This is a genomic window from Paractinoplanes rishiriensis (assembly GCF_016862375.1).
Taxonomy (GTDB): Bacteria; Actinomycetota; Actinomycetes; order Mycobacteriales; family Micromonosporaceae; genus Actinoplanes; species Actinoplanes rishiriensis.
Map to the genome: position 1 here is coordinate 232,293 of NZ_BOMV01000005.1, position 18,469 is coordinate 250,761.

The following is an 18,469-nucleotide window of genomic DNA, read 5'->3' on the forward strand; positions in this document are numbered from 1 at the left end:
TACGGATAGCCGGAAGAAGGGCAGCGCCGGCGGTCTTGTGCTGATCATGGCCGCGACTGTGACCTCGAAGCATCCGCCTGCCCCCGCCGGGCTCTCGCCGGGTGACCTGCTGCCGGCGGGCCGCCGTTTCCGGCTGGTGCTCGTGCTGGGCTTCCTCGCCGCGCTCGGGCCGCTCACCATCGACATGTACCTGCCGGCGCTGCCCGCCATCACCGGCGACCTCGGCGCCACCGCGGCGGCCGTCCAGCTGACCCTCACCGGCACGCTGGCCGGCCTCGCGGCGGGCCAGTTGCTGATCGGCCCGCTCTCGGACGCGGTCGGCCGGCGGCTCCCGCTGCTGGCCGGCATCGGCGTACACATCTTGGCCTCGCTGCTCTGCGCCATCGCGCCCAACCTGGCGATCCTCGGCACCCTGCGGGTCTTGCAGGGCGCCGGCGCGGCGGCCGCCTCGGTGGTCGCCATGGCCGTGATCCGCGACCTCTACACCGGGCTGCCCGCGGCCCGGCTGCTGTCCCGGCTGATGCTGGTGGTCGGGGTGGCGCCGATCCTGGCGCCGACCGTCGGCGGCCTGGTGCTGCGCTGGTCCGACTGGCGCGGCGTGTTCCTGGTGCTCACCGGGGTCGGCCTGGCGCTGCTGGCGGCCGCCGCGTTCGCGCTGCCCGAGACGCTGCCGCCGAACCGGCGCCGGCACGGCGGGGCGCTCGGTCCGATCCGCGACTACGGGCGGCTGCTCGGCGACCGGGTCTACCTGGGCTCGATCCTGGTGGCCGGCCTCGCCGTGGCCGCGCTGATCGCGTACGTGAGCGGGTCGAGCTTCGTGCTCCAGGACGTCTACGGCCTGGACGAACAGCAGTTCGCGCTGGTCTTCGCGCTCGGCGCGGTCGGCCTGATCGGCGCCACCCAGGTCAACGTGCGGCTGCTGCGCCGCTGGTCGCCGCCGCAGATCCTGAGCCGGGCACTGCTCGCCGGGGTGGCCGGCAGCGCGGTCCTGCTGGTCTTCGCGCTCACCGGGTTCGGCGGCCTGGCCGGCGTGCTGGTGCCGCTCTGGCTGGTGCTGGCGATGGTCGGCCTGGTCATGCCGAACGCGCCGGCCATCGCGCTGTCCCGGCACAGCGAGGCGGCCGGCACCGCGGCCGCCATGCTCGGCGCCGTGCAGTTCGGCGTGGGTGCGCTGGCCGCACCGCTGGTCGGCGCGATCGGCACCGGCGCGGTCGCGATGGCCGTGGTGGTGCTCGGCGGCATGGTGGCCGCCGCGTTGACCCTCTGGCTGGTGGTCCGGCCCCGGCATCTGCCGGTCGAAGGCTTCGAAACCGCCGTGGCCGTCGCGCACTGAACGGAAAATGATCAGATGGACAGGGTAAAGACCACGTTCGTGGCCGTGGTCACCGTGGCGGTCGCCTCGGTCGTCCTCGTCGTCATCAACCGCAGCTCGGCCCCCGACCCGGAGCCCGTGGCCGCCCCGTCGGCCACGACCCCGGCACCGTCCGCCTCGGCCTCGGCTTCCGGGCCGTGGTGGGTGGGCACCTGGGCGGTGGCGGTGCAGCGCGCCAGCACCACGTTCGAGGACCGGACGCTGCGGCAGATCGTCAGCACCACGATCGGCGGCACCAGCGCCCGGTTGCGGCTGGCCAACCAGTTCGGCACCGAGCCGCTGACCGTACGCAACGTGCACGTGGCCCGGTCCACCGGCGGCAGCAACGTCGACACCCGCACCGACCGGGCGGTCACCTTCGGCGGCACCGGCGAGATCACCATCCCGGCCGGCGGCGCCGCGGTCAGCGATCCGGTGGAGTTCGAGGTCCCGGCGCTCGGCAACGTCGCGATCAGCTTCCACCTGCCCGGCACCTCGGGCGCGGCCACCATCCACGGCCTGGCCAACCGGGACAACTACGTGGCCGGCGGCGACCAGGCCGCGGGCGGCTCGCTGTCCGGCGCCCGCAAGGCGGGCAGCTACTACTTCCTGGCCGGCCTGGACGTGGTCAACGACCGGGCGGCGGGCTCGCTGGTGGCGTTCGGCGCCTCGATCACTGACGGGTACGGGACCACCTTCGGCGCCAACCGGGGCTGGCCGCAGCTGCTGGCCCGCCGGATCGCCGACTCGGGGCGCACGGTCGGCGTGCTCAACACCGGGATCAGCGGCAACAAGCTCACCCGGGAGGGCTCCGGCGAGAGCGCGACGACCCGGTTCCAGCGGGACGTGCTGCACCAGCCCGGGGTGCGCTGGGTGATCATCTCGGACACCGCGCTCAACGACCTCGGCGACCCGGACCCGCCGCCGCCCGCCGAACTGACCGCCGCGCTCCAGCAGCTGGTCGCCCTGGCGCAGGGCAGCGGCATCACGGTCCTCTGCTCGACGCTCACGCCCTACCAGGGCGCCGGCTACTGGAACGAGTCCGGCGAGCGGGGCCGGACCGCGTACAACGACTTCGTCCGGAGCCCGGACAGCGGCTGCGACGGCGTGCTCGACCAGGCCGCGATCACCCAGGACCAGGCCACGCCGAGCCGCTTCGCCGGCACCTACGACTCGGGCGACCATCTGCACCCGAACGAGGCCGGGCTGAAGGCGATCGCCGACGCGGTGGATCTCAGCATCTTCGACTGACGCCGGCGATCTAAGCTCGGCCGATGCGCAGCCCCACCCAGCCCGTACTGTCCGAACCGGACATCGCCGCCGCCGTGCGGTCCGGTCTCGGTGCCGAGATCACCGCGGCCGCCGAGCTGAGCGGCGGCACCTTCGCCGCGGTGTGGCGCGCCACCCTCGCCGACGGCCGGGAGGTGGTGGTCAAGGTCGCGCCGCCGGCCGCGGTTCCGATGCTCGGGTACGAGCGAGGGCTGATCCCGGCCGAGGCGGAGTACTACTCGCTGGTCCGCGCGCAGTGCCCCGGCGTGCCGGTGCCGGACGTGCTGGCCGTCTCGGACGACTGGGTGATCACCTCGCTGCTGCCCGGCCGGCCGCTGTCCGCCGGTGACGACTCGCCGCGGGCCCGCACCGAACTGGGCGCCGCCATGGCCCGGGTGCACGCCGTCACCGGCACCCGGTTCGGCTACACCGGCGACCGCCCGTCCGGCGACGACTGGCCCGCCGCCCTGGCCGCGATCATCGACTCGCTGCGCGCCGACGCGGCCGCCTGGGACGTGCCGCTGCCGCCGCTGGACGGCGTGGTGCAGCGCTACCACGACGTGCTGGCCGCGGTGACCCGCCCGGCGCTGCTGCACTTCGACCTGTGGGACGGCAACGTGCTGGTCGGCCCGGACGGGGCGCTGACCGGGCTGGTGGACGGCGAGCGCTACCTCTACGGCGACCCGCTGCTCGACCTGGTGTCGCCGGCCATCCTGCGGCGCATCGAGGATCTGCCCGACCACCCGTTCCTGGCCGGCTACCGCCCCGCGGCGTTCGACCCGGCGGCCCGCATCCGGCTGGCGCTCTACCGGATCCACCTGTACGTGCTGATGATCGCCGAGGGCCCGAGCCGGGGCATCCCGATCGCCGACGGCCGGCACGACTACCTGACCGGCCTGCTCAATCAGGAACTGGCCGATCTGCCGTGAGGGCGAAGATGCCGTAGCCGAAGCCGGCCACCTCCAGGCCCCCGGCGGCCGGCGTCACGCCGGAGGCCAGCAGGGCGGTGGCGCCGGCCGCCTCGGCGGTGGCCACGGTGGCCGGCTCCCGGCGCGGATTGACGACGGCCAGGTGGGACTCGCCGCGGACGTACGCGAACGGGTAGCCCTCGTTGATGACGCGCGTCGCCGCCCGGGTCCGCAGGGCGGGCGTGGCCCGCCGCAGGGCGGTCAGCGCGCGGACCAGGTTGAGCGTCGAGGCCGGGTCGGCGTTCTGAGCGGCCACCGTGGGCCGGTCCGGCGCGGGGTCGACGGGCAGGTACAGCCGGGACGCCTCGGCCGTGGAGAAGCCCGCGTTGGGTCCGTCGTCCCACTGCATCGGGGTGCGGCATCCGGCTCGGTTGTACGCCGGGTTGCAGACCGATCCCTCCACGTTCGGCAGGCCCGGCAGGTACCGCATGCCGATTTCGTCGCCGTAGTACAGGCAGGGCACGCTGCCCCAGGTGAACAGGAAGGTCAGCGCCGCGCCGAGCTGCTCGGCGGTCCGCGGTCCGCAGCAGAGCCGGTCGTAGTCGTGGTCGGCGGTCGACATCACGACCAGCCGCTCCGGATCCCCGGCGCGGGCGGCATCCCAGGCGTCCAGAAAAACGCGGGTGCTGCCCCGGCCGGCGGCGTCGAAGAACGGCTCACGCGGCTCGTGGAACGGCAGCAGGCCCGCGTAGTGGTTGTCGAACAGGCTGCCGTGTTCGTCGTGGATGACCAGGAAGAAGTCGGCGTCGAAGGCGGTCGGTCCGCCGGTGCGGGGTTCGGTGCCCTCGGGAATGAGGACCGCGTCCGGGTACGCCCGGTTGAGCCACTCGCGGAGCTCCCGCCACAACTCCACCGTCGCCGCCAGGCCGTCGGCCACCTGCTCGTCCTTGACCAGCGAGAAGGCCATGTCCACCCGAAAACCGGCGACGCCCCGGTCGAGCCAGAAGGCGAGGATGTCCCGCAGCGCCTGCCGGTTGCGACGCGGCCCGGCCGCATCGACCGGATCCCGCCAGGGCTCGTCCCCGGGCCGGCGCACCCACCCGAAGTTGAGCGCCGGCTGCTCGTCGTAGAAGTTCTTGAGGTAGTAACCCGGGCGCCGGCCTGGTGACCGGACCCAGGCCGGCGTGCCCGGAACATCGCGACTCCACGCTCGGCCGGGCAGCTCCTCGCACCAGATGTACCGATCGCCGTCCGGGTCCGGCCCGTCGGCAGCCAGCTCCCGCTGAAACCATTCGTGCTCGATCGAGGTGTGCCCCGCGACCAGGTCGAGAATCACCCGGATGCCGCGTTTCCCCGCCTCGGCGACCAGCTCCACCAGGTCGTCGTTCGTCCCGTAGCGGGGAGCGATCGCCAAGTAGTCCGAGACGTCATAACCCGCGTCCACGAACGGCGACGCGAAGCACGGGTTGAACCAGATGACGTCCGCGCCCAGCGAGGCGATGTGGTCGAGGCGTGAGATCACCCCGCGCAGGTCCCCCACGCCGTCGCCGTCGGAGTCGGCGAACGACTGCGGGTAGATCTCGTACAGGACGGCGTCGGCAAACCAGTCTCGGCCCATGACCGCCATGCTATGAAGCGCGGCCCGGCTTCACCCCGATCGCCAGGAAGTGCCGGTCGGCGTCCTCGTAGCGGGTCAGGTGCCAGCCGGCGCCGGCCAGCAGCGGCCGCAGGTTGTCCTCGTTGAGCGGCTCGTCGGGGCGTACGGTCCGGCCGTGCCGGGCGGCCAGCGCGGCCCGGCCGGTCGGATGGAACAGCACCAGCTTGCCGCCCGCCCGGGTGACCCGGGCCAGTTCGGTGAGGCCGGCCGCCGGGTCGGGCAGGTGTGACACCAGCCCGGCCGCGAACACCAGGCCCGCCACCGCGTCCGGCACCGGCAACCGGCGGCAGTCGCCGAGGACCAGTGCGGCGCTGCCGTCGCGCACCTTGGCCCGGGCCTCGGCCAGCATCGCCGGGGTGAGGTCGAGCCCCAGCACCCGGCCGGCCGGACCGACCGCGGCGGCCAGCACCGGCAGCGCCCGGCCGGTGCCGCAGCCCACGTCGAGGGCCACATCACCGGCTCGCGGCTCGGCGGCGGCCACGGCCATCGCGTACGCCGGCAGGTCGTCACCGAAGCGGTCGTCCCAGCCGGCCGCGCGTACCTCGAAAAATGCTCTGCTCTCGGTGAGATACCAGCGTTCCGGGTCGGCGAGCCGCGGGTGCACGTGCCGGATCACCGGCCACTGCGGATCGTGGTGGTCGATCACCACCTGGGCGCGGCGCTCGCCCTCGCCGTTGCGCAGCGGCCCGCGCGGCCCGCTGCGCAGGTAGACGATGACCCGGTCGGCGGCCGGCTCCAGCACGTTGAGCGCCGAGTCGAACCGTCCCCCGCTCGGCCCGCTGAGCCCCAGCACGGCGTCGACCGTCCAGGCGCGGGCCGAAGGCGGGAACGCGGCGGCGAGCCGTGCCGCGAAGGAGGCGGCGGCACCGTGGTCACCGCCGTCGACGATCACGGTGAGCGGCGCTCGGGGGGCGAGGACCTCGGCGAGGAAGGCGGTGACCTCGGTGATCCGTTCCGGCACGCACCCAGCATGCCGCCGCGGATGTGACCTGTGCAACGGTTCCGCATCCGCGAGGGTCGTGGCCTAACGTTGGGCCTCGTGACCACCTACCGGATGGGCGAGGCGGCCGAACTGCTCGGCGTCAGCGTCGACACCGTACGCCGCTGGGTCGACGCGGGCCGGCTGGCCGCCGACCGTGACGAACACGGCCACCGCACCATCCCCGGCGCCGACCTGGCCGCGTTCGCCCGCTCGCTGGCCGACCAGCCCGACCCCGGGGTGCGCCGGTCCTCGGCCCGCAACCGCCTGCGCGGCATCGTCACGGCGATCACCCGGGACGCGGTGATGGCCCAGGTCGACATCCAGGCCGGCCCGTTCCGCGTGGTGTCGCTGATGAGCCGCGAAGCCGTCGACGAACTGGGCCTGGAGGTCGGCTCCACCGCGGTCGCCGTGATCAAGTCGACCACCGTGATGGTGGAGCGATGACGGCACTCGAGCTGGCCGACTACCGGGCGGCGGTGGCCCGCATCTACCTGGAGTCCGCCGACCTGGCCGACTTCCGGGCCCGCCGCGACCGGCTGTTCGCCACCCATCCCCAGTCACCGGTGCCGGCGGAGTCGTTCACCGGCCTGCTCTACTACCCGGCGAACCCGGACGCGATCGTCGAGGTACCGCTGCGCCCGTCGCCCGCCGACCTCGAGATCGACACCGGCGGCCCCGACGGCGTGGTGCGCTACACCAGGGCCGGCATCCTGGACACCCCGTTCGGCGAGTTGTCGCTGTGGTGGATGGCGGCCTACGGCGGCGGCCTGTTCCTCCCGGTCCGCGACGCCACCTCGGGCCGCACCACATACGGCGGCGGCCGCTACCTGACCGACACCGTCAAGGGCACGCACGGCCGTGGCGTCGAGTGGCGGGGTGCCGACCGGGTGCGGCTCGACTTCAACTACCTGTACAACCCCTCATGCGCGTACGACGACGCGTGGCTGTGCCCGTTGGCACCGCCGGAGAACCGGGTGCCGGCCGCCATCGAGGCCGGCGAGCTCAGTTACCGCTGACGGTCCGGCCACGGCACCGAGCCACCCCGCCGCACCGCCGCGTAGGCGGCGCGGGCCAGTCGCGCACCCCAGTCCGAGCGCGGCCCGCCGTACGCCGCCTCCGGTCCGTCCAGCGGGCAGACCAGGCAGGCCGCGTCGGTGGCCGTCCCGGTAGCCGCCAGCCCGAGGTCACGGATCGCCTGCGTCTTGGCCTCGGCAATCGTCGCCACGGCGTTGACCAGAGCGCCCGCGCTGAGCCGCTGCGGCACCCATGCCACGACGTTGACGGTCCCGACCGGTTCCGGTGCGCCGCCGGGCGGGGCGGCGGCTTGAATCGGCGTGCCGAGCCCGACCGTGGCCCAGAGCCGCACCCCACCGTCATTTGTCCGAACCACGTCGGCCACGTCCACGCCGGTGAGCAGACCCACGCCCGGACCGTCCAGACCCAGGCCGCCGGCGATCTCCCCCAGGTGGTCGGCCGGATCGTCGCGGTCGTAGGACATCGGAACGGTGGCGTTGACGACCCAGCGGCACTCCCCCAGCCCACCACCCACCACGGCCGACGAGATCGCCAGCACCGGAGCCGGCAGTCGCCACACCAGCAGCGGCACGTCCACGCCGCCCTCGCAGCGGCGACCCAGCTCCGGCTCACCGAGCACACTCACCATGCGGCCCTTCCATCGCAGTTCTCGCAGGGCGGTCGAGTGCGGTGACGGGACACTGCACCTCGAGGGGGCTCAGACCGGGCTGGTGGGCGGGGGCGGCCACTCCGGGGCCAGTACCGACCAGATCTCTATGTCGTGGCGGGTGCCCTGCCACGGGTGGCTGGAGCGCAGCGTGCCGTCCAGGCGCAGGCCCAGCCGGCGGGCCACGTGTGAGCTGGCGATGTTGTCGGCGCGGCAGTGCCATTCGATGCGGTGCAGGCCGCGGGTGTGGAAGGCCCAGTCGATCATGTGGCGGATGGTCTTGGTGATCAGGCCTCGGCCGGTGGCGGCGGGTTCGAGCCAGCAGCCGACCTCGGCCACGCCCTCCTCGGCGTCGAACGAGACGAACAGGGTGCCGCCCACCAGCGTGCTTTCGAGCCAGATGCCGTAGATCCGGCCGTCGTCGCGGGCCTGCAGGTCGGCGTACCGCTGCAGGGTCTGGGTTGCCGACTCCAGATCGGTGCTGCGGCTGGCCCACCGGATCCACGGGTCGACGGAGGCGCGGGCGCGGTCCATGTGGGCCAGGAACTCGGCGGCCTGCCAGGGTTCGAGCGGGCGCAGCTCGGCGCCCTCGCCAAGGTCAACAGCGAACACCAGTGCAGCCTACGTGCACGTGCGGTTCGCCGTGGCGCCACCTATTGACAACTTTCTTCCCAATTAAATTAACTCCGGTCTATCCATTGAGCACGTGGGAGCGAGGATGGGTATGCGGAGGACGATGGCAGTCGCGGTGTTCGCGGTGGCAACGTTGATCACACCGGCACCGGCCGGGGCACAGGCGGCGCAAGGTCTGGCGGCGCCGGGCCGGGCGGAGCTGGCGCTGCGATGGGCACCGATTCACTACCAGGACGTGGACGCCACCGGGAATCATGCTTTGTCCGGAAAAAGCGATTTCATTACGCGGTACGACTTCGACGGCAACCTGAACGGCCGGGACAACTGGGACAACGCGGGTCGGAGCACGGCGGCGGCCGCCTACTACTCGGTCGTCGAGACGAGTAGTCACTACTTCGTCACCTACCTGTTCTTCCACCCGCGGGACTGGATCGACCACCCGTTCTTCGAGACCGAGCACGAGAACGACGGCGAGGGACTCACCCAGATCATCGAAAAAGACGGTTCGCCGTACGGGGTGCTGCGCGCCGCGGTGACCGTGGCGCACAGCGACTTCTTCTCGTATGCCCCGGCCGGCAGCACCTGGCGCAACGGCGCCGAGATGATCGACGGGACGCTTTCCTTCCAGCCCTCGCCGCACGACGAGTTTCAGCACCCGGTCACCGCGCAGGAGGCCCGCGGCCACGGGCTCAAGGCGTGGCCGCAGTACGACATCAACGGCGACGGCGTCGTCTACTACCCGTCGCTGACCGTGTCCGAGGCGCCGGGCAGCGCCGACGACCGGGACGTGCGGTACCAACTGATCGACATCTTCGCGACCGGCGGGCTGTGGGCCGAGCGCGACAACCCGAACCTGTTCGCCGGGCTCGGCACGTTCGCCGGCGACCAGACCGGCGGCTGCGGCACCGGCACCTGGTCGTGCGGGGTCAACTCGGCGAACGCGCCGTGGGGCTGGGACGACGGCAACGACACCGTGGCCCGCGGCGAGATCGCCACCGACCCGGCGAAGCTGGCCGCCGCCTACTTCACCGTCCCGGGCACGCTGTCGCGCACCTACACCCACAACCCGTACGCGGCAGCCGCGGCGGCCCTCAAGCGCGCCGCCGAGACGATGCCGCCGGTCGTCGACTGACCCGAACTCAGTGCGGCTCGCCCTCGGGGCTGTACGCCGTCAGGAACCGGTCGCGGAACTCGTTCATCGGCCACACCGGCGCGGCAGCCGCGGGGGCGAGCCCCTCGTTCCAGCCCCAGTCCTTGATCCGGTCGAGCACCTTCGGGTCCTTCGCGATGATCGAGATGGGCACGTCCCGGCCGGCGTTCTGGCCGACCACCATCGTGTTCGGCTGGTGGTCGCCGAGCAGGACCAGTACCAGGTTGTCGTCGCCGTAGCGCGCCGCGTACGAGACCAGCGTGTCGATCGAATAGGCCACCGATTGCGCGTACGCCTGCTTGATCTTTTCTTGGTCCTTCCAGACGCTGCTCGCCGGCTCGGCCGATTTGATCATCGGACCGTAGACCGAGCCGTCGCCGAGCTTGTCCCAGTCGAGCATCGACGGCACCGGCGCCCACGGGGTGTGGCTGGAGGTGAGCGTGATCTCGGCCATCAGCGGCTTGCGCTTGGCCTTGCCGTACTCGAACCGGTGGAACTGCCGCAGCACGTACTGGTCCGGCATGGTCGACCAGCTCAGCGCGGGCCCTCGGTAGTCCAGCCGGTGCGAGTCCCAGACCTGGTCGAAGCCGTAGAACTGCCCCTCCGGCCAGGCGAACGTGATGCCCGGCTCGACGCCGACCGAACGGAACCCGGCCCGCTTGAACGCGGAGGTGAGGGTGAGCCGGTCGGTGGCCACCACGCTGCGGTAGCGCTGCTGGTTGTCGATCCACAGCCCGGAGTGGAAGGTGGCGTGCGCCAGCCAGCTGCCGCCGCCGAGCGTGGGCGAGGAGAGGTAGCCGCTGCGGGACGCGAAGCCGGCCGACTCCAGCTGCCGGTCACCGACCGTGACCTGGCGCAGCACCGGGGCGTTGAACTCGTGATTTTCCAGCGCGTCCCGGCCGTAGCTCTCCACGAAGCCGAAGATCACGTCCTTGCCGCGCAGCGCCGTGAGCAACTGGTCGTTCGGCAGGTCGCGGAAGTCGTCGACCAGCACCTCCTGCTCGAACTTCTTGCGGTCGGCCAGGTCCTGCGGCACCTTGAGCGCGGTGTTGCGGGCCAGTTCGGCGGCCGTCTGGGAGGCCACCGGCACCCCGCCGACGATCTGGATGCCCAGCACCGCCAGCACGATCCAGGCCGCCGAGAACGCGAACACCGTGTGCCGGGTCGGGTGCGCGTGCCGGGCCAGGATGCCGGTCAGCCGGCGCACCGCGAGCGTGAGCGAGACCAGCAGCACCCCGGCCAGCAGCACCGCGCCGGCCGCGACCGCGAGCGCGCCGCCCTCGCCGATCGAGTCCTCGAGGAAGTGGTAGCCGTCGTTGAACAGCACCCAGTCGAGCACCGGATCGAACTCGCGGGCCAGCACCGCGAAGAAGCCCATGTCGACGATCTTGACGAGGGTGAGCAGGCCGAGCAGCGCGCCGAGGGCGGTCGCCACGATCCGCCGGCCGCGCTCCGGCAGCGCCAGCAGCACGGCGATCGCGACCAGGGCCTCGATCGGGATCCGGACCAGCGCGTTGAGCCAGAAGTTCCCGGGTGGCAGCCGGGTGATCTGGTCCGGCATCACCAGCGCCAGGAACACCAGCAACGCCGCGAGTGTGGTGACCACCGCGCCGCCGACTCGGCGCAGGTGGTGCTTCTGTGGGGACAACTCGGGTTCCTAACCGCCGACGAAGTGCCTGCCACCAGGTACACGACTGGGGTCCGGCTTCGGTTCAAGCGGCCGTCACCAGGCGTGCCGGCCCGGAAGGCCCCAACGGTACGCGGCCACCCGGGCGGTCGATCCGAGCACCGAGGCCAGCGAGAACCCGGCATAGATGACGTTCGCGATCCAGAACTGGTCGCCGCCCATCAGCGCCAGGACCAGCGCCACCACGGCACCCAGCACCACGGCGCCGTGCCCCATGGCGTCGCCGAAGCGGGCGATCTCGCGGTCCCGGTCGTCCTTGGGCTCCTGCGGGCCGCGCACGGTGAGCGCGATGTGCAGCCCGATCGCGACCGCGATGCCGCAGCCGATGGTCCACAGCATGGCGGACACGTATCCGACCTCGGTGAAGAGCAACAGATGCAGATAGACCAGGTACGCCGTGAGGCTGACCGGCCCCTGCACCCAGGCCCGCTTCTCTTCGCTGCTCATGCCCGTCACGATAGGGGCCCGTGTCAAAGATGTTTGACACTCTCCGGCTGCTCCAGCAGGTCGGCGATGTCCCCGGCACTGACCGGCCGGCCGAACAGGTAGCCCTGGCCGTGGTCGATGCCGATCCGGCGCAGCGTGTCCCACTGCTCGCTGGACTCGATGCCCTCGGCCACGGTCTGCATCTTGAGCGCCTGGCCCAGCCCGGCCACCGCGTCCACCAGCGCCACGTCGTCCTCGTCGATGTGCACCTCGTCGACGAAGGTCTTGTCGATCTTGATGACGTCGACCGGCAGCTGCTTGAGGTAGCTCAGCGACGAGTAGCCGGTGCCGAAGTCGTCGATCGCCAGCCGGACGCCGAGCCGGCGCAGCGCGTGCAGCGTCTCCTTGGCGGTGGTGATGTCGGCCATCAGCATCGACTCGGTGATCTCCAGGGTCAGCGAGGCCGGGTCCAGGCCGGCGTCGGCGAGCGCCGCCGCGACGTCGTCCACCAGCCCGGCGTACTGGAACTGCCGGGCCGAGAGGTTGACGTTGACCTTGAGGCCGGCCGCCGCCGGCGACTCGGCCCGCCAGCGGGCCAGCTGGCTGCAGGCCTGCCGGAGCACCCAGCGGCCGAGCGGCACGATCAGGCCGTTCGCCTCGGCGTGGGCGATGAAGTGGTACGGGCCCAGCAGCCCGTCCCGGGGGTGCTGCCAGCGGACCAGGGCCTCCACGGCGGTGACCCGCTGCGTGTTCATGTCCACCACCGGCTGGTAGAGGACCCGGAACTCGTCGTGCTCGAGCGCGTGCTCCAGGTCGGCGCGCTGCTGCGCCTCCTCCAGCACCGACATGGTCATGGTGGGGTCGAAGATCGCGTACGCGTTGCGGCCGGCCCGCTTGGCCGCGTACATGGCCAGGTCGGCGTTGCCCAGCAGTTGCTCGGCGCCGACCCGCTCGCCGGAGCTGACGGTGCTGGCGATGCCGATGCTCAGCGAGCAGGTGATGTCCCGGCTGGCCAGCCGGATCGGCTCGCGCACCGCGGCCAGCAGCCGCTCGGCCAGCGGCGACGCGTCGGCCGGGTCGAGGTCGTGCAGCAGGATCGCGAACTCGTCGCCGCCCAACCGGGCCAGCACGTCGTCCGGCCGCACCTGGGCGCGCACCCGTTCGGCGATCGTGGTCAGCAGCTCGTCGCCGGCGCTGTGCCCCAGGTTGTCGTTGACCAGCTTGAAGTCGTCCAGGTCGAGAAGCAGCACGGTGACCGGCGCATCCGCGTCGGCCCCGGCCGTCACCGCGTCACCCAGCCGTTCCCGGAATCTGGCCCGGTTCGGCATGCCGGTCAGCGAGTCGGTGAACGCCTGCCGGCTGAGCTGTTCCTCCAGTTCCCGGCGGGCGCTGATGTCGCGCAGGCTGACCACCACGGCCCGCAGGTCCGGGTCGTGGATCCAGTTGGTGCCCATCACGTCGACGTAGACCCAGCTGCCGTCGGCGTGCCGCAGCCGGGTCTCGGTGCGCTGGCTGCCGCCGACCGGCAGGGCCAGCATCGCGGCCATGAAGTCGTTGAGCTCCAGCAGCCGGTCGCCGGGCAGGATCTCGTTGAGCCGGCGGCCGGACAGTTCGGCGACCCGGTAGCCGAGCAGCTGGCGCACCGAGGGGCTCACGTACTGGAGAGTGCCGTCCCGGCCGATCGCCAGCACCGCGTCGGCGGACGCCGCGAGCAGGGTCTCGGCCCGCTGCTCGGCGGCCCGGCGGCGGGCGTCGAGCCGGCGTCGGCTCTGCGCGTTGATCCCGGTCAGGGCAACCACGCAGGCGAACATCGCGCCCAGCACCAGGGTGGCGCCGGGACCGGTGTTCGCCTTGATCGGGAGCAGAATGAGATAGCCGATGCCGGTGAGCACCCCGAGGGTCACGACCGTGCGGGGCGACCAGAGCGCGGCCGCGGTGATCAGCAGCAGCACTCCGGCGGTCAGATAGAGCATGGCGCCGTGGGGGTCGGCGACCCCGAACAGCACCAGGATCGGCATCTCGGCGTACCACCACAGCAGCAGCCGGCTGCGGAACCGCTCGCTGCGGATCCACCGGCCCCACGGCGCGCGGACCAGCGCCAGCTGGGCGACCACCGCGAGCGCGACCAGGAGCAGCCACCATCGCGCGTTCTGCGCCCAGGCCATCGTGACCCGGACCCCGCCGATCGCGGTGACCACGGCGGCGACCGTGGCGCCGATACGGATCTGGCGGACCCAGTAGTCCGCCGTGTGATCGTCCATCTCCAGTCGCCGCACGGGCGCACCCATCGGCCGGCCCGCGGAGGACCTGAGACCAATCACCCATGACAAATGTCAGTGGTGAGTGAGTACTCGCTCAGTTAGGGTGGGCCCGGTGGAGAGCCCAGCGGAGAACAGGCGTAAGCGGGTGCCCGCCATGGCGCCCGAGGAGCGGCGCGCGGCCATCATCCGGGCCACCATCCCGCTCCTGCACGAGCACGGCGTCGAGGTGAGCACCCGGCAGATCGCGGCCGCGGCCGGGGTCGCCGAGGGCACCATCTTCGGCGTCTTCGACAGCAAGCACTCGCTGGTCGTGTGCTCGGTGATCAAGGCGCTCGACCCGCAGTCGACGCTCGACGGGGTGGCCGCCATCGACCGGTCGCTGCCGCTGCGGGACCGCCTCACCGCCGCCGCCGAGTTGATCCACGACCGGTTCGCCGACAACGCACACCTGATGAACGCGGCCCGCCGGCTGATCTTCGCGGGGCACGCCGATCCGGACGCACAGGCCCGGATGTCGACGAACCGGGAACGGCTGCACGCCGCGCTGGTGTCGGTGATCGAACCGGACGCCGCCCGGCTGCGCCGCTCCCCCGAAACGGTGGCCCGGATGCTGCTGCTGTTCTGCGGCGCCAACACCTTCGGGCCGTTCGGCGACCCGGACGGCTTCCGCGGTGCCGAAATCGTGTCGTTGCTGCTCGACGGCCTGCTGATCAGAAACTCACGGGGAGATCGCTAGACGTGCTCATCCAACTGCTCCGCGGCCATCTCCGGCCGTACCGGACCGCGATCGCGCTGGTCGTGGCGTTCCAGTTCATCCAGACCCTGGCGACGCTCTACCTGCCCACGCTCAACGCCGACATCATCGACAACGGCGTGGTCAAGGGCGACATGGGCTACGTGCTCGAAATCGGCGCCGCCATGCTCGGCGTCACCGTGCTGTCGATCGCCGCCCAGGTCGTCGCCGTCTACTACGGCGCCCGCACCGCGATGGCCGTCGGCCGCGACGTGCGCGCCTCGATCTTCGAGCGCGTCCAGATGTTCTCGGCCCGCGAGGTCGGCCAGTTCGGGGCGCCGTCGCTGATCACGCGTACCACCAACGACGTGCAGCAGGTCCAGATGCTGGTGCTGCTCACGTTCACGCTGATGGTCTCGGCCCCGATCATGTGCGTCGGCGGTGTCGTGCTCGCGCTGCGCCAGGACGTACCTCTCTCCTCTCTGCTCCTGGTCATCGTGCCGGTGCTGATCACCACGGTGGCCCTGATCATCGTCCGGATGCGGCCGCTGTTCCGCACCATGCAGGTGCGCATCGACCGGGTCAACCAGGTGATGCGCGAGCAGATCACCGGCATCCGGGTGATCCGCGCCTTCGTCCGCGACGAGCGCGAGCAGGCCCGCTACGAGGTGGCGAACGACGAACTGACCGACGTGTCGCTGCGGGCCGGCCGGCTGATGGCGGTGATGTTCCCGACCGTGATGCTCATCGTGAACGTCTCCAGCGTCGCCGTGCTCTGGTTCGGCGGCCACCGGATCGACGACGGCGCCATGCAGATCGGCGCGCTCACCGCGTTCCTCAGCTACCTCATGCAGATCCTCATGTCGATCATGATGGCCACCTTCATGTTCGTGATGATCCCGCGCGCCGAGGTCTGCGCCGAGCGCATCCAGGAGGTCCTCACCACCGAGTCCAGCGTCGTACCGCCACGCGAGCCGGTCACCACCCTGAGCCGGCACGGTCACCTGGAACTGCGGGGCGTCGGCTTCCGTTACCCGGGCGCCGAGGCGCCGGTGCTCTGCGACATCGATCTCCAGGCGCGCCCGCGCGAGGTCACCGCCATCATCGGCAGTACGGGCAGCGGCAAGACGACGCTGCTCAACCTGGTGCCGCGACTGTTCGACGCCACCGACGGCGGGGTGCTGGTCGACGGCGTGGACGTCCGCGACCTGGACGAGGCGCTGCTGTCCCGCACGGTCGGCCTGGTGCCGCAGCGGCCGTACCTGTTCAGCGGCACGGTCGCGACCAACCTGCGCTACGGCAACCCGGACGCCACCGACGAACAACTCTGGGAGGCGCTGGACATCGCCCAGGCCCGCGACTTCGTGGAACGGATGGACGGGCAGCTCGACGCCCCGATCGCCCAGGGCGGCACGAACGTGTCCGGCGGCCAGCGGCAGCGGCTCGCGATCGCCCGGGTCCTGGTGCACCGGCCCGAGATCTACCTGTTCGACGACTCGTTCTCGGCCCTCGACTACGCCACCGACGCGGCGCTGCGCGCGGCCCTGACCCAGTACATCGCCGACGCCACCGTGGTCGTCGTGGCGCAGCGCGTCAGCACGATCCGGGACGCCGACCGGATCATCGTGCTCGACGACGGCCGGGTCGTGGGCACCGGCACACACCGCGAACTCATGGACGCGAACGACACGTACCGCGAAATTGTTCTTTCCCAGCTCACCGAGCAGGAGGCCGCCGCGTGACCGCGCCCACCCGCCGCCCTGGTCCGCCGATGGGCGGGCCGCCGGCCGCCCGGATGATGATGGCCGGCGGCGCGCCGACCGAGAAACTCCAGGACTTCAAGGGCTCCACCAAGCGACTGCTCGGCCTGCTCGCCCCGCAACGCCTCGCGGTCGGCCTGGTGCTGCTGTCCGGCATCGCCGGGGTCGCGCTGTCGGTGTACGGCCCGCGGCTGCTCGGCCACGCCACCGACATCATCTTCGCCGGCGTGATCGGCAAGTCGGTGCCGGCCGGCGTCACCAAGGAACAGGCCGTCGAGCAGCTGCGCAGCCAGGGCGAGAACACCCGGGCCGACCTGCTCTCGGCCGTCGACTTCACCCCCGGCCAGGGCATCGACTTCACCGCGCTGGCGCACCTGCTCGGCTGGGTGGCGGCGGTCTACGTGTTCGCCTGGATCTTCGGCGTGATCCAGGGCCGGATCACCGCGCGGGTGGTGCAGGTCGCGGTCTACCGGCTCCGCCAGGACGTCGAGGTCAAACTGTCCCGGCTACCGCTGTCCTACTTCGACAAACAGCCGCGCGGCGAGGTGCTCAGCCGCGCCACCAACGACACCGACAACATCGCGCAGACCCTGCAGCAGACGTTCGCCCAGATCGTGACGTCGCTGCTGATGATCGTCGGCGTGCTCGGCATGATGTTCTGGATCTCCTGGTTGCTGGCCCTGATCGCGCTGGTCACCGTGCCGGTGTCGATCTGGCTGACCACCGTGATCGGCAAGCGCTCGCAGCCCAACTTCGTGGCCCAGTGGTCCATCACCGGCAAGCTGAACGGCCACATCGAGGAGATGTTCACCGGGCACTCGCTGGTCAAGGTCTTCGGCCGGCAGGGCGAGGCCCAGCAGACCTTCGCCGAACACAACGAGAAGCTGTACGCCTCCAGCTTCCGCGCGCAGTTCATCTCGGGCCTGATCCAACCGGCCATGATGTTCCTGAGCAACCTCAACTACGTCCTGGTGGCGGTGGTCGGCGGCCTGCGGGTGGCGTCCGGTTCGCTGTCGCTGGGCGAGGTGCAGGCGTTCATCCAGTACTCGAGGCAGTTCAGCCAGCCGCTCACCCAGGTGGCGAGCATGGCCAACCTGGTGCAGTCCGGCGTCGCCTCGGCCGAGCGGGTGTTCGCGCTGCTGGACGCGCCGGAGCAGAGCGCGGAGCCGGCGCCCGCCGGCCTCGACCGGGTGCAGGGCCGGATCACGTTCGAGGACGTGTCGTTCCGCTACCTGCCGGACAAGCCGCTCATCGACGGGCTGTCGCTCGAGGTGGCGCCCGGGCAGACGGTGGCGATCGTCGGCCCGACCGGGGCCGGCAAGACCACGCTGGTCAACCTGCTGATGCGGTTCTACGAGGTGGACTCCGGCCGGATCACGCTGGACGGGGTGGACATCGCGTCGGTGCCGCGCCCGGAGTTGCGCGAGCACATGGGCATGGTGCTCCAGGACACCTGGCTGTTCGGCGGCACGATCGCGGAGAACATCGCCTACGGCGCCGACGAGTTCTCCCTGGACGCGGTCCGCCAGGCGGCCGAGGCCGCGCACGTGGACGCGTTCGTCCGGATGCTGCCCGACGGCTACGACACGGTGATCGACGAGGAGGGCTCCAACGTCAGCGCGGGCCAGAAGCAGCTGATCACCATTGCGCGGGCCTTCCTGGCCGAGCCGAGCATCCTGATCCTGGACGAGGCGACCAGCTCGGTCGACACCCGGACCGAGGTGCTGATCCAGCGGGCGATGACCACGCTGCGCAGCGGCCGGACCAGCTTCGTGATCGCGCACCGGCTGTCGACCATCCGCGACGCCGACGTGATCCTGGTGATGGAGCACGGATCGATCGTGGAGCAGGGGTCGCACTCGTCGCTGCTGGCGGCTGGTGGGGCTTATGCACGGTTGTACTCGGCCCAGTTCGCCGCGGCGGTGGCCGAGGTCGACTAGCTATAGTGAAAGCATACACTCCGTTTGTACA

16 protein-coding genes are annotated in these 18,469 nt (G+C 71.5%); 9 read left to right on the forward strand and 7 right to left on the reverse strand.

All coding sequences use genetic code 11. The annotated features are described in order from the left end of the window. The first annotated feature begins 46 nt into the window (after positions 1-46). The 3 genes from Ari01nite_RS03020 to Ari01nite_RS03030 are packed head-to-tail and all read left to right on the forward strand — an operon-like array spanning position 47 to position 3,549. The gene (locus Ari01nite_RS03020; RefSeq protein ID WP_203778977.1) at positions 47-1,333 is read left to right on the forward strand and encodes a multidrug effflux MFS transporter; all 1,287 of its coding nucleotides are present in this window, start codon (positions 47-49) and stop codon (positions 1,331-1,333) included. Positions 1,334-1,348: 15 nt separating this feature from the next. Further along, positions 1,349-2,602, forward strand: coding sequence for a GDSL-type esterase/lipase family protein (locus Ari01nite_RS03025; RefSeq protein WP_203778978.1), 1,254 nt, complete (start codon positions 1,349-1,351; stop codon positions 2,600-2,602). A gap of 23 nt (positions 2,603-2,625) precedes the next feature. Continuing rightward, entirely contained in the window at positions 2,626-3,549 is a 924-nt protein-coding gene (locus Ari01nite_RS03030) for a phosphotransferase (RefSeq protein ID WP_203778979.1), read from the forward strand. On the opposite strand, the gene Ari01nite_RS03035 is transcribed toward Ari01nite_RS03030, so the two are convergent. Both Ari01nite_RS03035 and Ari01nite_RS03040 read right to left on the reverse strand, forming a co-directional pair. Continuing rightward, positions 3,521-5,146, reverse strand: coding sequence for an alpha-amylase family glycosyl hydrolase (locus tag Ari01nite_RS03035; protein WP_203778980.1), 1,626 nt, complete (start codon positions 5,144-5,146; stop codon positions 3,521-3,523). The two genes, Ari01nite_RS03030 and Ari01nite_RS03035, sit on opposite strands and share 29 nt — an antisense overlap. Positions 5,147-5,156: 10 nt before the next feature. After that, complete coding sequence (locus tag Ari01nite_RS03040; protein ID WP_203778981.1) at positions 5,157-6,146, reverse strand: class I SAM-dependent methyltransferase; 990 nt, start codon at positions 6,144-6,146, stop codon at positions 5,157-5,159. 78 nt (positions 6,147-6,224) lie between these two features. Between Ari01nite_RS03040 and Ari01nite_RS03045 the strand changes: the two genes are divergently transcribed. Next, positions 6,225-6,611 carry a TOBE domain-containing protein gene (locus Ari01nite_RS03045; protein WP_203778982.1) on the forward strand — a complete coding sequence of 129 codons (387 nt, stop codon included), beginning with the start codon at positions 6,225-6,227 and terminating at the stop codon, positions 6,609-6,611. Then, complete coding sequence (locus Ari01nite_RS03050) at positions 6,608-7,183, forward strand: DUF1684 domain-containing protein (RefSeq protein WP_203778983.1); 576 nt, start codon at positions 6,608-6,610, stop codon at positions 7,181-7,183. The genes Ari01nite_RS03045 and Ari01nite_RS03050 overlap by 4 nt, the downstream gene beginning before the upstream one ends. On the opposite strand, the gene Ari01nite_RS03055 is transcribed toward Ari01nite_RS03050, so the two are convergent. Continuing rightward, complete coding sequence (locus Ari01nite_RS03055) at positions 7,174-7,821, reverse strand: adenosylcobinamide amidohydrolase (protein ID WP_203779087.1); 648 nt, start codon at positions 7,819-7,821, stop codon at positions 7,174-7,176. The two genes, Ari01nite_RS03050 and Ari01nite_RS03055, sit on opposite strands and share 10 nt — an antisense overlap. Positions 7,822-7,899: 78 nt before the next feature. Then, a complete protein-coding gene (locus tag Ari01nite_RS03060; protein WP_203778984.1) occupies positions 7,900-8,460 on the reverse strand; it encodes a GNAT family N-acetyltransferase in 561 nt (186 codons plus the stop codon). A gap of 124 nt (positions 8,461-8,584) precedes the next feature. Between Ari01nite_RS03060 and Ari01nite_RS03065 the strand changes: the two genes are divergently transcribed. Then, positions 8,585-9,613, forward strand: coding sequence for a hypothetical protein (locus Ari01nite_RS03065; protein WP_203778985.1), 1,029 nt, complete (start codon positions 8,585-8,587; stop codon positions 9,611-9,613). A gap of 7 nt (positions 9,614-9,620) precedes the next feature. Here the strand turns inward: Ari01nite_RS03065 and Ari01nite_RS03070 are convergent, their stop codons facing one another. From Ari01nite_RS03070 to Ari01nite_RS03080, 3 genes are all read right to left on the reverse strand, one after another. Then, the gene (locus Ari01nite_RS03070; RefSeq protein ID WP_203778986.1) at positions 9,621-11,279 is read right to left on the reverse strand and encodes an alkaline phosphatase family protein; all 1,659 of its coding nucleotides are present in this window, start codon (positions 11,277-11,279) and stop codon (positions 9,621-9,623) included. Positions 11,280-11,354: 75 nt separating this feature from the next. Then, positions 11,355-11,765, reverse strand: a complete 411-nt coding sequence (locus tag Ari01nite_RS03075; protein WP_203778987.1) for a hypothetical protein — start codon at positions 11,763-11,765, stop codon at positions 11,355-11,357. A 23-nt stretch (positions 11,766-11,788) separates the two neighbouring features. Then, complete coding sequence (locus Ari01nite_RS03080; RefSeq protein ID WP_203778988.1) at positions 11,789-14,020, reverse strand: putative bifunctional diguanylate cyclase/phosphodiesterase; 2,232 nt, start codon at positions 14,018-14,020, stop codon at positions 11,789-11,791. 97 nt (positions 14,021-14,117) lie between these two features. Between Ari01nite_RS03080 and Ari01nite_RS03085 the strand changes: the two genes are divergently transcribed. From Ari01nite_RS03085 to Ari01nite_RS03095, 3 genes are read left to right on the forward strand one after another with little or no spacing between them, the layout of a single operon-like run. Continuing rightward, positions 14,118-14,741, forward strand: coding sequence for a TetR/AcrR family transcriptional regulator (locus tag Ari01nite_RS03085; RefSeq protein WP_239162431.1), 624 nt, complete (start codon positions 14,118-14,120; stop codon positions 14,739-14,741). 2 nt (positions 14,742-14,743) lie between these two features. Then, positions 14,744-16,480, forward strand: a complete 1,737-nt coding sequence (locus Ari01nite_RS03090; protein ID WP_203778989.1) for an ABC transporter ATP-binding protein — start codon at positions 14,744-14,746, stop codon at positions 16,478-16,480. Between the two features lie 53 nt (positions 16,481-16,533). Next, entirely contained in the window at positions 16,534-18,438 is a 1,905-nt protein-coding gene (locus tag Ari01nite_RS03095; protein ID WP_239162433.1) for an ABC transporter ATP-binding protein, read from the forward strand. The last annotated feature ends 31 nt before the right edge of the window (positions 18,439-18,469 follow it).